This window comes from Sphingobium sp., from assembly GCA_023266575.1.
Classification (GTDB): Bacteria; Pseudomonadota; Alphaproteobacteria; order Sphingomonadales; family Sphingomonadaceae; genus Sphingobium.
On the sequence record JAHFPV010000002.1, the window covers coordinates 440624 to 453509 of the forward strand.

12 protein-coding genes are annotated in these 12886 nt (G+C 62.8%); 3 read left to right on the forward strand and 9 right to left on the reverse strand.

Annotated features, from left to right (window positions below; translation table 11 throughout):
• Positions 1-41 precede the first annotated feature (41 nt).
• Both Q0D44_RS04635 and Q0D44_RS04640 read right to left on the reverse strand, forming a co-directional pair.
• A complete protein-coding gene (locus Q0D44_RS04635) occupies positions 42-797 on the reverse strand; it encodes a MotA/TolQ/ExbB proton channel family protein (protein WP_182913875.1) in 756 nt (251 codons plus the stop codon).
• 72 nt (positions 798-869) lie between these two features.
• Positions 870-1529, reverse strand: coding sequence for an energy transducer TonB (locus Q0D44_RS04640; RefSeq protein ID WP_217675412.1), 660 nt, complete (start codon positions 1527-1529; stop codon positions 870-872).
• 349 nt (positions 1530-1878) lie between these two features.
• Between Q0D44_RS04640 and Q0D44_RS04645 the strand changes: the two genes are divergently transcribed.
• Positions 1879-2655 carry a hypothetical protein gene (locus Q0D44_RS04645; protein ID WP_294133088.1) on the forward strand — a complete coding sequence of 259 codons (777 nt, stop codon included), beginning with the start codon at positions 1879-1881 and terminating at the stop codon, positions 2653-2655.
• A gap of 85 nt (positions 2656-2740) precedes the next feature.
• Positions 2741-4045: a homoserine dehydrogenase gene (locus tag Q0D44_RS04650; RefSeq protein WP_217675414.1), complete on the forward strand. Its 1305-nt coding sequence runs from the start codon at positions 2741-2743 to the stop codon at positions 4043-4045.
• A 6-nt stretch (positions 4046-4051) separates the two neighbouring features.
• Here Q0D44_RS04650 and Q0D44_RS04655 read toward each other — a convergent pair whose 3' ends face one another.
• Positions 4052-4477 (reverse strand): hypothetical protein, encoded by a 426-nt coding sequence (locus Q0D44_RS04655; protein WP_294133093.1) that lies wholly within the window; start codon positions 4475-4477, stop codon positions 4052-4054.
• 116 nt (positions 4478-4593) lie between these two features.
• Between Q0D44_RS04655 and glpX the strand changes: the two genes are divergently transcribed.
• The gene (gene glpX, locus Q0D44_RS04660; RefSeq protein WP_294133224.1) at positions 4594-5577 is read left to right on the forward strand and encodes a class II fructose-bisphosphatase; all 984 of its coding nucleotides are present in this window, start codon (positions 4594-4596) and stop codon (positions 5575-5577) included.
• Between the two features lie 56 nt (positions 5578-5633).
• Here glpX and Q0D44_RS04665 read toward each other — a convergent pair whose 3' ends face one another.
• From Q0D44_RS04665 to phaC, 6 genes are all read right to left on the reverse strand, one after another.
• Complete coding sequence (locus Q0D44_RS04665) at positions 5634-6011, reverse strand: MerC domain-containing protein (RefSeq protein WP_006959143.1); 378 nt, start codon at positions 6009-6011, stop codon at positions 5634-5636.
• An 89-nt stretch (positions 6012-6100) separates the two neighbouring features.
• On the reverse strand, positions 6101-7888 hold the full coding sequence (locus tag Q0D44_RS04670) for a sensor domain-containing diguanylate cyclase (RefSeq protein WP_294133098.1): 1788 nt from the start codon (positions 7886-7888) through the stop codon (positions 6101-6103).
• Between the two features lie 140 nt (positions 7889-8028).
• Complete coding sequence (locus Q0D44_RS04675; RefSeq protein ID WP_294133101.1) at positions 8029-9528, reverse strand: catalase; 1500 nt, start codon at positions 9526-9528, stop codon at positions 8029-8031.
• Between the two features lie 116 nt (positions 9529-9644).
• Complete coding sequence (gene clpS, locus Q0D44_RS04680; protein ID WP_294133104.1) at positions 9645-10052, reverse strand: ATP-dependent Clp protease adapter ClpS; 408 nt, start codon at positions 10050-10052, stop codon at positions 9645-9647.
• 112 nt (positions 10053-10164) lie between these two features.
• A complete protein-coding gene (locus Q0D44_RS04685; protein WP_294133106.1) occupies positions 10165-11013 on the reverse strand; it encodes a phasin family protein in 849 nt (282 codons plus the stop codon).
• Between the two features lie 129 nt (positions 11014-11142).
• Positions 11143-12882, reverse strand: coding sequence for a class I poly(R)-hydroxyalkanoic acid synthase (gene phaC / locus Q0D44_RS04690; RefSeq protein ID WP_294133108.1), 1740 nt, complete (start codon positions 12880-12882; stop codon positions 11143-11145).
• Positions 12883-12886 lie beyond the last annotated feature (4 nt).

A 12886-nucleotide genomic window follows, 5' to 3' on the forward strand; every position in this document is an offset into this window, starting at 1 on the left:
CGCAGCGGCCATCCCGTTCCCGCGCCGGCATCTCAAGACAATCAGGCCTTGGTCGGCGCAGCAACCGGCTTGGCAGCAGGTGCGGCGGGAGCCGGAGCAACGCTGGGCTTAACCGCGCCGTTCGACACCAGATAGGCCAGCAGATCGACCGTGAAGCCGTTAAGCTGTTCGGCGATCGACTTGTTGCGGCGCTGCAGGAAGTTGTAGGCCAGCACCGCGGGAACGGCCACGGCCAGACCCAGGGCGGTCATGATGAGCGCTTCACCGACGGGACCGGCGACCGCGTCGATCGACGCCTGACCGGCTGCACCGATCTTGATCAGCGCGCGATAGATGCCGATAACCGTACCGAACAGACCGATGAACGGCGAGGTCGAACCCACGGTTGCGAGGAAGGCGAGACCGCCGCCCAGCGACGAGTTGATCGCAGCTTCCGAACGGCCGAGCGAACCGTGCAGCCAGTCATGCGCTTCGACCGGATCGGTCAGCTTGGTATGTTCTTCCTGCGCCTTGATGCCGTCATCGACGATCTGCTTGTAGGCGGAGTTCTTTTCCAGCTTGGCCGAGCCTTCCTTGATGTTGGCGGCGCGCCAGAAGGTCGCACGGACCTTCTTACCCTGGTTGATCACCTTCTGCTGTTCGATCAGCTTGGTGAAGAGAATGTAGAAAGTGCCGACCGACATGCCGCACAGGATGAGGAACACGGTCCAGGCGATCGTGCCGCCCTGTTCCAGAGCTTCCATCAGGCCATAGGGGTTTTCCGGCTTCGGCGCCGCAGCTGCGAGATACATCAACATGTTCAAGACTTCCCTCTCAATGAGATCAAGCTAGAGCAAGACGGCGCCGGGCGCGCACCTTGCCCGTTTGGATTATTCCGGCAGACGCCAGGTGATACGGCCATTGTACGTATCGGGCATTTCCGCACCATCGGAACCCTTGGCCGGCTTGAAACGCGCACGGCGCGGCAGCAGGCGGCAGGTCGCCTCGTCGAGATCCGGGTGGCCGGTCGAGGAGGTGATGGTGCAGTCGGTTACCCGACCGTCAGCGCCGATTTGCAGGCGGAACCCCGCCGTACCGGAGCGTTCTTCACGCTGGGCGCGGCTCGGATAATCCGCGTCGCTGAGCCAGCTGCCAGGCGAGCTGCGCGGGGTAGCGCGGCTTGCGGCGACAGCGGGCGGCGGCGGGGCCGGCGGTGGCGGCGGGGCGGCGACCGGAACCGGGTTGAACACCGGAGGGGGCGTCCGAACAACGGTCATGGTCGGCGCAGGCGCCGGGGTCTGCACGATCGGCGGCGGGGCCACAACCGGCGGCGGCTCGACCGGCTGGTCTGGCGGCGGCGGTGGCGGCTCCTCGTCCGGTGGCGGCGGCTCTTCCTTCACGTCGATCACGTTCAGCTGTTCTGCCGCCTTTTTGACATATTTCATGCCAAGACCGGTGACGAAGGCATAGCCAAGAACAGCGTGAATCAGGGCGACGATGATGATCGAGACAGTCCGACTCGATCCTTGCGAGTGGTCAGCATAGGCCATTCGGCAACGACACTCCTTAACTCATCTTACCAGTGGTTTATACAAATCAGCCAAAAACGACCCAAGCCGACCGGGCTACCCCGGCCACCTTCGGCCCCTGTCCGTCCAATTGCTACCGTGCAAACTCCTATCGCGGCACATCGTGGCACGCAAACGCTTTATCGATATGTTCATTTGCGGTTACCATTTCATAGCGGAATGACTTGCCTGTGACATCCTTGCCACGAGCCAAAAACATAGGACGAAGCTGATCATGAAATCCACCACCCTGTTGTGCCGGCTCGCGCTGCCATGCCTCATTTCAGCCGCAAATCTCCCGGTTTTTCCGGCTTTAGCGCAACAATCCCCGATGACAGCGCGATCGAGGGTTGCGGCCACCGCCCTGTCCTATGCCGACATTGTAGACCTGGCGGACAATGCCCCGCTGGTGGCCCATGTGCGAATCCGCAACATCATCACATTGAAGCCCGAACAGGCCGGAGACGTCCCGGCGGGCTATAAACGGCTGTTTATCGAGGGCGATGTGACGGGTTTGATTCGCGGTGAGGCGGGAATCACCCCTCTTGTCAGCTGGCTCTATGATGCCCCGATCGATGCGCGCGGCAAATTGCCCAAGCTAAAGAAAGCACAGGTCATCCTGTTCGCGCGGCCCGGCAGTCGGCCCGGCCAGATTCAACTGGTTGCCCGTGACGCGCAGATTCCGGCTACCCCCGCCGAAATCGACCGGGTCAAAGGCATATTGTCGGCACTGGTCGCGCGCGATGCCCCACCGCGCATCCTGGGGCTGGGCGATGCCTTCCATGTCGCGGGCACGGTGGCGGGCGAGGGCGAGACGCAGATTTTCCTGCGCACCGAAAATGGCGATCCGGTATCGCTCTCGATTCTCCGGCGGCCAGGTGAACCGCCCCGCTGGGCAGTCGCGCTGGGCGAGATTGTGGACGAAGCCGCGCGCCCACCGGTTCCCGGCAGCCTGCTCTGGTATCGCCTTGCTTGCGCGTTGCCCCCTGCCCTGCCCGCCCGCGCAGTGCGCACCCTGTCCGTGCAGGATGCCGAAGCGGCGCGCGCCGACTATAGGGTGGTGATTGAGGCGCTGGGGCGGTGCGGGCGGACGCGGACGCCCGCCTGATACAGCTTTTGCTTGGACGGGCGCGCACCTGTCGCTATCAGCGCGGGCTTCATCACCTGCGCCGATTATAGAGAGAGACGTCCCCATGACCAATCTGCACCGCCATGCCCCGCTGCGCGTCGCGCTCGTCGGCCTCGGCACGGTGGGCGGGGGCGTCATCCGGCTGCTCAACACCAATGGCGACCTGATCGCCCGGCGCGCGGGTTGCCCGATCCAGGTCGTCGCCATTTCCGCGCGCGACCGGAACAAGGATCGCGGTGTCGATCTGTCCCCCTATGAATGGGTGGACGATATGAACAGCCTGGCGACGCGCGACGATATCGACGTCGTCGTCGAACTGATCGGCGGGTCGGACGGCCCGGCGCTGACGCTGGCGCGCCACTGCCTGACCGCGGGCAAGCCGTTTGTCACCGCGAACAAGGCGATGCTGGCCCATCACGGGCTGGACCTGGCGCGGTTGGCCGAAAAGGGCGGCATTGCGCTGAAATATGAAGCCGCTGTCGCAGGCGGCATTCCGGTGATCAAGGGGATGCGCGAAGGCGCCGCCGCGAACGAGATTTCGCGCGTCTATGGCATCCTCAACGGCACCTGCAACTACATCCTGACGACGATGGAGAAGGAAGGCCGGGGCTTTGGCGAGGTGCTAAAGGAAGCGCAGGAACTAGGCTATGCCGAGGCCGACCCCAGTTTCGACATTGATGGAGTGGATGCCGCGCATAAGCTTACCATCCTGGCCAGCCTTGCCTTCGGCACCGAACTGGATTTCGCCGCGGTCGCGACCACCGGCATCCGCCACGTCATCGCCGCCGACATTGCCGAAGCCGCCGCGCTGGGCTTCCGCATCCGCTTGGTCGGCATGGCGCAGAATGGCGCGGATGGACTGTTCCAGCGAGTCCACCCGATGCTGGTGCCGCTCGACCATCCGCTGGCCCATGTCGATGGATCGTTGAATGCGGTGGTGGCAGAGGGCAATTTCGTCGGGCGTCTCTTCTTCCAGGGCCGCGGCGCAGGCGATGGCCCGACGGCGTCGGCTGTCGTTGCCGACCTGATCGACGTCGCGCGCGACGAATATGGCGACGCCTTCGCCATGCCGGTCGCTGCGCTGACTCCGCAGAATACCGCTGACGCGGGCGCGCGGGTGGGCCGCACCTATTTGCGCTTCATGGTGCAGGACCGCCCCGGTGTGCTGGCCGAAATCGCCGCCGCCACCCGCGACGCGGGCGTATCGATCGAAAGCATGATCCAGCGCGGCGCACATCAGGAGGATGGCGTGCTGGTCGCCATCGTCACCCATGCGGGCGAGGAGCGCTGCATCCGCGACACGCTGGAGCGGCTTGCCGGATCGGAAAGCCTGCTCGGCACGCCGATGGTGATGCATATCCTGGATTGAGCAGTCCTAATGCTGCCCGGCGGCCTTGAAACGGTCCGGGAGCGGTGGCGGTGGAGCGAGGTCGGCATCGGGATCGATGATCGCGGTCACGCTTTTGCGCACAACGTTCGCCACCTTGAACACCGACAGACCGCCGACACATCCCATCCCCTGCCCACCGGTCACGCCGCAACTTCCCTGCCGTACCGCCGCTGCCGATGCACGCGGGGCATCCCCCCTCACGACACCGCCCTGTGTAGATTCGCGCGGCAGAGGCAGGCGTTCGCGGGCGTTGCGTTCGGCACGATTCCCACATACGACAATCGCATTGCCGCTGCGGTCGCACGGTTTCACTACCTGAGTCCTGGCGCGATAGGCGGCCATCAACGCTTCGTCCGCCGCGTGCGCATCTAACGGCAAGAAGAGAATAAAGAGGCTGGCCAGGGCTTTCATTGCACCCAATCCACCATGGAAACATGGCTGCATAATGGCCACTCCCCTTCCCCGCTCGACAAGGACGGGGCAACGGCCTATCCGCTCTGCCCATAAGAAAAGGCAGAGGAATGAAGATGGTGCAGGCAAGTTCGACGCTGGATCGCGTGTTGGTGCTGGAAATGGTCCGCGTTACCGAAGCGGCGGCCATTGCCGCGTCGAAGCTGATCGGCCGGGGCGATGAAAAGGCCGCTGACGCTGCCGCCGTCGAGGCCATGCGCCTGGCGTTCAACGACCTCTATATGGACGGCACCGTCGTCATCGGCGAAGGCGAGCGCGACGAGGCGCCGATGCTTTATATTGGCGAGAAGGTCGGCAATGCGATCGGCACCGGGCCGAAGATCGACATCGCGCTCGACCCGCTGGAAGGCACGACCATCACCGCCAAGGCCGGACCGAACGCGCTGGCCGTGCTGGCCATTTCCGAAGAAGGCGGGCTGCTCAACGCGCCCGACGTCTATATGGACAAGCTGGCGGTGGGACCGGGCTATCCCGATGGGATCATCGATCTGGCCCGGTCGGCGAAAGAAAATGTCGAGGCGGTTGCGGCGGCCAAAGACGTGGAACCGTCCGACATCATCGTATGCGTGCTGGACCGGCCGCGCCACGAGAAGCTGATCGCGGAATTGCGGGCCATTGGCTGCGGCATCATGCTGATCCCAGACGGCGATGTCGCCGGCGTGATCGCCACCACTGACCCGGAAACCACGATCGACATCTATATGGGGTCGGGCGGCGCGCCCGAAGGCGTGCTGGCCTGCGCGGCGCTGCGCTGTGTCGGCGGGCAGTTCAAGGGGCGGCTGCTGTTTCGCAACGAGGATGAAAAGCAGCGCGCCCGCAAATGGGGCATCACGGATCTCGACAAGATTTATGACCTGAAGGAACTGGCGAAGGGCGACTGCATCTTTGCTGCCACCGGGGTTACGGACGGGTCATTGCTTGACGGGGTCAAGCGGCTGCCCGGAGGCAAGCTGACGACCGAAAGCGTTGTGATGCGCGCCAGCACCGGCACGGTGCGCTGGGTCAAGGGCGAGCATCGGTTGAACCACAAACCGCTTTAGGTGACACTGAGCCGGACATAGTGAAAGGGAGCCAGCCGGCTCCCTTTTTTGTAGGCCTAGCGCCCGGCGCGGTGGTTGAGGTCATGGCCCAGCGCCAGGATGCCGACGCCGATCAGCGTATAGACGCTTTCCTGCCAGCCATGGTCCATGGTCAGCGCGCCTGCCATCACCCCAAGTCCCAGCGATCCGATCGCGGCGGGCATCATGAAGCGGTGGACCATCGCGCCATGGCCAAGCGCGATCGCGCCGAGCAATATGGCCAGCACCAGTCCTGCCTCATGGAAGATCGGGCTTTCAAAAATGCCGCCCGCCGTCGCCAGCAGGCCCAGCACCACGGCGGTCACGAAGCAATGCGCCAGGCACAGGCCTGACAGCGCGATCGCGAAACGATCGAGGCGGCCGGACAAGAGGAAATGGCGAAGGGATTGCGACATGCTGGCCGTTACATAGGCCAGTCGATCGTAAGTTACAACATATCATTGGATGTTTTTATGGGCGGGCGCGAACCTGCCGTCCACTGCGCCTAAGCTGCCAGACGCAGGCAGTTGCGGCCGCTATGCTTGGCGCGGTAGAGCGCCTTGTCCGCTGCTTCGAGCATCGCCGATCGCGTCGATTCACCGTCCAGTTTGACTAGACCCGCACTGAAGGTGACGGAGATAGCCTCGCCGTCCGCCTCCCCGACCGGGATCGGATCGACCATGCGGGCGCGCAGCCGTTCACAGATCATGCTGGCACGATCAATGTCGCTGTCAGTCAGCAGGATCGCAAATTCCTCGCCACCCAGGCGACCGATACTGTCAATGGTCCGCAGCCCAGGCCGCAGCCGTTCGACAAATGCGCTCAGCACCCGGTCCCCTGCGCCATGGCCGTAACGGTCGTTCACCGCCTTGAAATGGTCAATGTCGATCAGCAGCAGACAGGACCGCGCGCCCTGACGCGCGCGCAATATTTCCGCTTCCAGCTTGTCGAGGAAGGCGCGGCGACTGTCTGCGCCGGTCAGCGAATCGCGCGCGGCGACCTGTTGCAGCGCCTGCTGGCGCGCCTTGTGCCGGGACATGTCACGAATCATGCTGACGACGCCGACGGGAACGCCGCGTTCGTCCACCACGGCGCGGCTGACCATTTCGCACCATTGCAGTTCTCCGTCGGATACGAGGGAGCGAAATTCCACGGTTTGACTTACGCCAGGATAGGCCAGAACGCGGCGGTGGGTCGCGATGACTATAGCGCGGTCCTGCGGATCGACCAGATTGGCGGCGGACTGGCCAATCAGCAGTTCTGGCGCGCAGCCAATCTGTTCGGCAGCCGAGGGGGAGGCATAATGGATGATACCGTCCACACCGATGTTGAGGACCACGTCGCCGCTATGTTCGGCAATAGCGCGATAGCGCGCCTCGCTATCTTGCAACATCAGGAACAGGCGGCGGCGGCTGTTGAGTTCCGCCGCGACCAACATGCTCATCAGGAAGCTGAGGGCGAGGTAGAATTGAAAATATTGAACCCGCATACCCGTCGACCCAGGCAGCATGGTCATCGGGCCAACACCGTGCATGGTCGCCACGCCGCCGATCACCGCCAGGATGATGATGGACGCTGCCGCCCCCATCTGCCCCGTGCGGAAAGCGATCAGGACCAGCGGCAGGAGTGACGCGAACAGCAGCGGATAGCGCGCCCAGAAGAAGATATGCACGATGGCCAGTGCGAACAGCGCCAGCAGCACGACCATCTCGACCTTCGCCCGCACCGGCGTATCACGCCACCAGCGGCCACATTCGCCCTGCAAGAACAGGATCAGGATCGGCGCGAAGGTCAGTCCACCCAGCACATGGCCGCTATACCATTGCAGCCAGGATGCGCCGAACGGCACCGGCGTCAGGAAGGCCGCGACGCTCGCCGCCATGGCACCAGCGATCACATTGGCAACGCCGCACAGGGCGATGATGAATATGATCAGCGGGCGGATCGCGCCGATAATCCGGCGATCCGGCACGAAGCGACGGCAGATGATCGCAACGATCAGCGATTCGACGATGTTGATCGCCGCCATCGGGATGGCAGCGAGCGGTCCCATGCCGAACAGGGCTGTGGCCATGGCGCTGGCGATGGCGCAGGCGATGATGGCGCGCGGCCAGTAGCGGGTGCGCGAGGTCAGCAGTTCGGCCATCAGGAAAGCGTTGGCGCCCCAGATGAAGGCTAACCCGCCTTCAAAGCGCGAGAGCAGCAGCGCCAGCGTCGCCACGACGAAGTAAACGCTGCCGGTGATGACCGGCGCGAGTATCGATGAGGAGTGACGAAGGGCGACCCGTTGCATGTTGGCCGGGAGGCTAGCGCGGCATCCTTAATATTTGCTCACTATTTGCCCGCTATGGAGGGAAAGGCCGCTGCGATGGCGACGCAAAAACCCCGGCGCTTTCGCGCCGGGGTCGAGTATTTCAAAGCTGGGCCGAGGCGTCAGGCCGAGGCATCCGAAAGCAGCTGGTCGGTCGGCGCGGAAATGGACGGATTGCGATCCTTGATCGTCGCCCGCGCCGCGCGCACGCCCGCGCCATAATCAGGGTGAACCTGATCAAACAGCTTGCACTGACGTTCCTCGATAAAGTCGGGGATGTCACCCATGGCCGCGGCGATATTGGCGAACAACCGGTCCCTCTCGCCCGCGTCGAACAGTTCGAACAGGGCGCGGGGCTGGCTGAAATCGTCATTCCCCTCCCTGTGGTTCCACCGGTCTGCATCGCCCGAAATCCGCAGCGGCGGCTCCAGGAATTGATTGTCCTCGACCGGCCCGCCAAAGCTGTTCGGCTCATAATAGGCCGCCGGATTGGGATTGTTGGGGGTGAAGCGCATCGCCCCGTCCTTGTGATAGTGATGGACCGGGCATTTGGGGGCGTTGACCGGCAGCGCCTCATAATGGGTGCCGATGCGGTGGCGGTGCGCGTCGGCATAAGCGAAGATGCGCGCCTGGAGCATCTTGTCAGGCGAGAAACCGATGCCCGGCACGATGTTGGAGGGCGACATGGCCAGCTGCTCGATTTCCGCGAAATAATTGTCGGCGTTACGGTTCAACTCCATCACGCCGATGTCGATCGGCGGATAGTCGGCATGGGGCCACACTTTGGTCAGGTCGAACGGATTATAGGGCGTCTTGTCCGCGTCCAGTTCGGGCATGATCTGGACCTGCACTTTCCATTTGGGGAAGTCGCCCTGCTCTATCGCCTCGAACAGATCCTCCTGCGTCGATTCGCGGGTGCGGCCCACGACCTGCGCCGCTTCCTCATTGGTCCAGTGCCTGTGGCCCTGCATCGTCTTGAAGTGGAACTTGACCCAGAAACGCTCATTGGCGTTGTTGATCAGGCTGAAGGTGTGGCTGCCATAGCCGTTGATGTGGCGCACATCGGTGGGAAGGCCCCGGTCAGACATCAGGATCGTAACCTGATGCAGCGATTCCGGGCTGAGCGACCAGAAGTCCCACATGGCCGTGGGCGAGCGCAAATTGGTGCGCGGGTGGCGCTTTTGCGTGTGGATGAAATCGGGGAATTTGAGCGGGTCGCGGACGAAAAACACCGGCGTGTTGTTGCCGACCAGATCCCAATTGCCTTCGGGCGTATAGAATTTCATCGCAAAGCCGCGCACGTCGCGTTCGGCATCCGCCGCGCCCGCTTCACCGGCCACGGTCGAAAATCGCAGGATCATCGGTGTCTGCGCGCCCGGTTGCAGCACCTTTGCCTTGGTATAGGCGCTGATGTCGCCAGTGATGGTCAGCGTGCCATGCGCGCCCCAGCCCTTGGCATGGACGACGCGTTCGGGGATGCGTTCGCGATTCTGGTGGGCCAGCTTTTCGAGCAGCTGATAATCCTGGAGCAGCAGCGGGCCGCGCGGGCCAGCGCTCAGGCTGTTCTGATTGTCGGCGATCGGCGCACCGCCGCTGGTCGTCATGATGGGCTTGTCGGCCATGATCTTGCTCCTCGTCTAGCGAATGGAGAAAGGATAAGCTGCCTTCAAGTTCCGGTGAAATTAATTAAAACGTGCTGACTGATCGAATTTTACGGTAAATCCGATAATGGCCGCGATCAGGCCTTTTCCAGCGTGCATTGCAGCGGATGCTGGTTTTGCCGGGCGAAATCCATCACCTGATTGACCTTGGTCTCCGCCACTTCATAGCTGAAAATACCGCACACGCCGACGCCGCGCTGATGGACATGCAGCATCACGCGAGTCGCCTGCTCCATATCCATGCGGAAAAATTGCTGGAGGACATGCACGACGAATTCCATCGGCGTGTAATCGTCATTGAGCATCAGCACCTTGTAGAGCGACGGCTTTTTCGTGCGGGTGCGGGTGCGCGTGGCAATGCCCACGCTGGGACCGGTGCCATCACCCGGATCGTCGCGATCCTCCCCCGTCATCGTCACGGAGATCATCGATGCTGTCAAAATGCTGGTCATGATGGGCGAGAATATGGCGATTTGTCGCTGCATGGCAAGGGGTCCGCGGGGACATGCGCCTGTGGTAACCATCTATTTTGCAGACAGCAAAAGGGCGCGCCCTCCGATATGGAGGGCGCGCCCCTGATGCGGCTAGTCCGATCGCTTAGGCGGCGAGCGACTTCACCTTGTCGGTGACCAGGGTCACGCGCGCGGTCAGCGGGCTGGCGACGTCACCGGCCAGCTTCATCATCGCTTCGCTGCTCTTGGCGGCTTCCTTGGTGAAATCGTCGAAGCTGCTCGAAAACAGCTGGCTCTGCAGCTGGAAGAATTCGGTCGGCGTCTTGATGGTCGAGAAGGTCTTGAACGAGGCAGTCGCCTTCTCAAAGCTCTTGCGGCTGTAATCGACCGCTTCCTGGCCCAGCGTTTCCATGCCCTTGGCCGCGATCTTGCCGGATTCGACCAGCGCTTCGACATTGCCCTTGGCCAGGTCGCTCAGCTCTTCGATCGCCTTGGTCGACTTTTCGACGCCGGCCTTCGCCTTTTCGTTGAGGTCGGCATAGACGGTTTCCATCTTGGCCTTGGCGTCTTCAGCGAACTTCTTGCCGGTTTCGATTACGTCGTTCATCGTCTTTGTTCCTTCTATGGCGGACAGCGTCTTGATTGCGAACGGTTCGGCCTGCTTGGGCAGGCTCTTGGTCATTTCGGGTTCGACCGGGGCTTGCGGCGGCGCGGGGGCTACAGGCGCCGCGAGAACGGGTTCAGCTTCCACGACTGGCTCAGCAACCGGCTCCGGGAGCGGCGATGCATCGACGGCGGTGGTCGCTGCCACGATCGCGGACGGATTGGCGTCGATTGCCTTCACGCTCGATGCCGTCGCCTTGCGTGCGGCCGGCTTCTTGGGAGCAGGCGCGATCGCCGCTTCGGCAGCCTTGAGCGCTTCGCTGGCCGACAAGGTCGTCGATGCGCTTTTAGCGCGCGGGGCGCTGCGTCCGGTCTTGGGTGTTACGGCCATGGACTTTTCTCCATTTGTTGCAGTGCACAATAATCATTTCGCAAGGTGATTGCAAGACTTATTGTGCACTGCAACAAAACCGTCATCCTGTCTGACGGTGGAGGCTCGCAAAGGCTGGAAAAAGCGGGATTAACGCCCCTTTACGTAGCGCCCCGGTGCGTCCTCTATCGCCTTGAGCAGGCCTTTGCCTGGCTGGCGCGCGCCCTTGGCCGGGACGGTCTGCGGATCGAGTCGCTCGATCCAGGCGCGCCAGTCGGGCCACCAGCTGCCCTTGGTTTCCTGCGCTGCGGCAAGGAAGGCATCGAGCGTCGGCTGGCTGTCGTCGCAGGCCCAATATTGATATTTCTGCGCCGCCGGAGGATTGATGACACCGGCGATATGCCCGGACCCGGCGAGCAGAAAGCGGATCGGGCCCGACAGATTCTCGGTCAGTTTCCACACGCTTTCCAGCGGGGCGATATGGTCCTCCTTGCCCGCCTGCACATAGGCGGGGGTCATGATTTTTTTAAGGTCAATCGGCGTGCCGTCGATCGTGATGGCGCCGGGGACAACCAGCAGATTGTCGCGATAGAGCTGGGTCAGATAATCTTTGTGCCAGCGCGCGGGCAGGTTGGTGGTGTCGCCATTCCAGTAGAGCAAGTCGAACGGGGGATAATCCTGTCCCAGCAGGTAATTATTGACGACATAGCTCCAGATCAGGTCGCGGCCGCGCAGCAGGTTGAAGGTCAGCGCCATATAGCGCCCGTCCAGAAATCCGCCCGACGACAGCTGATCAACCAGCTTCATCTGCTCATCGTCGATGAACAGGGTCAGATCGCCCGCCTGGCTGAAATCGACCTGTGCGGTGAAGAAGGTCGCGCTCGCCACCTTGTCCCCCTCCCCGCGCGCCGCCAGCAGCGCCAGCGTCGCCGCCAATGTGGTGCCCGCGACGCAATAGCCGATCGTATGGACGCTCGGCACCTTGAGCAGATCGCGCACCGTGTCGATCGCGTCGATCTGGCCGCGCAGGATATAATCGTCCCAGATCAAATCCTTCATCGACGCATCGGCGGACTTCCAGGAAACGAGGAACACGCTGATCCCCTGATCCACCGCCCATTTGACGAAGCTTTTTTGTGGGGACAGGTCGAGAATATAGAAGCGGTTGATCCAGGGCGGGAAGATGATGAGCGGGGTCGCCAGCACGTCCGGCGTGGACGGCGCATAATGGATGAGCTGGTAGAGCGGGGTTTCGTGGATCACCTTGCCCGGCGTCGCGGCGATATTGCGGCCCAGCTCAAACTGGGTGCCGTCGGTATGGGTCAGCTGGCCCTTTTCCAGATCGGCCAGCATATGCTGCAAGCCCTTGACCAGATTTTCGCCCCCGCTCTGGATCGTCTTTTCCACGACCGTCGGATTGGTCAGCGGGAAATTGGAGGGCGAGAGCGCATCGAGCATCCCGCTCGTCGCAAAGCGCAGCTTCGCCTTCTGCTTGGGGTCCACGCCATCGACCGCATCGGCCAGTTGCAGCATATAGTCCGAGACGAGCAGATAGCTTTGCCGGATCAGGTCGTAAAAGGGGTGCTGGGTCCAGGCCGGATCGGCGAAGCGGCGGTCCTTGCGCGCGGCGGGGCTGTCGGCCGGAGCCGGTTCAGGCTTGTCGCGGAACATGCCGCCCGAATCGAGGAAACGCTGCCACATCGCCAGCCCTTCGTCGGCAAAACTCGTCTGGATGCGCGCCACCGCTTCGGGCGAGAAAGGCAGGGTCTGGCCCGCCGCCCCCGCCGCCTGCTCCAGCATCAGTTGCTGGGCCTGGCCTATCGCATGGGTCCATTGCTGCATCTGTTCCAGCGTGGGCAGATGCGGCTCCATGATGTCGGCTTTATCCATGGCC

Bases quoted from the DNA above. Each gene is read 5' to 3' on its own strand.
- Q0D44_RS04635 (WP_182913875.1), bottom strand. From the start codon at position 797: ATGTTGATGTATCTCGCAGCTGCGGCGCCGAAGCCGGAAAACCCCTAT.
- Q0D44_RS04640 (WP_217675412.1), bottom strand. From the start codon at position 1,529: ATGGCCTATGCTGACCACTCGCAAGGATCGAGTCGGACTGTCTCGATC.
- Q0D44_RS04645 (WP_294133088.1), top strand. From the start codon at position 1,879: ATGACAGCGCGATCGAGGGTTGCGGCCACCGCCCTGTCCTATGCCGAC.
- Q0D44_RS04650 (WP_217675414.1), top strand. From the start codon at position 2,741: ATGACCAATCTGCACCGCCATGCCCCGCTGCGCGTCGCGCTCGTCGGC.
- Q0D44_RS04655 (WP_294133093.1), bottom strand. From the start codon at position 4,477: ATGAAAGCCCTGGCCAGCCTCTTTATTCTCTTCTTGCCGTTAGATGCG.
- glpX (WP_294133224.1), top strand. From the start codon at position 4,594: ATGGTGCAGGCAAGTTCGACGCTGGATCGCGTGTTGGTGCTGGAAATG.
- Q0D44_RS04665 (WP_006959143.1), bottom strand. From the start codon at position 6,011: ATGTCGCAATCCCTTCGCCATTTCCTCTTGTCCGGCCGCCTCGATCGT.
- Q0D44_RS04670 (WP_294133098.1), bottom strand. From the start codon at position 7,888: ATGCAACGGGTCGCCCTTCGTCACTCCTCATCGATACTCGCGCCGGTC.
- Q0D44_RS04675 (WP_294133101.1), bottom strand. From the start codon at position 9,528: ATGGCCGACAAGCCCATCATGACGACCAGCGGCGGTGCGCCGATCGCC.
- clpS (WP_294133104.1), bottom strand. From the start codon at position 10,052: ATGCAGCGACAAATCGCCATATTCTCGCCCATCATGACCAGCATTTTG.
- Q0D44_RS04685 (WP_294133106.1), bottom strand. From the start codon at position 11,013: ATGGCCGTAACACCCAAGACCGGACGCAGCGCCCCGCGCGCTAAAAGC.
- phaC (WP_294133108.1), bottom strand. From the start codon at position 12,882: ATGGATAAAGCCGACATCATGGAGCCGCATCTGCCCACGCTGGAACAG.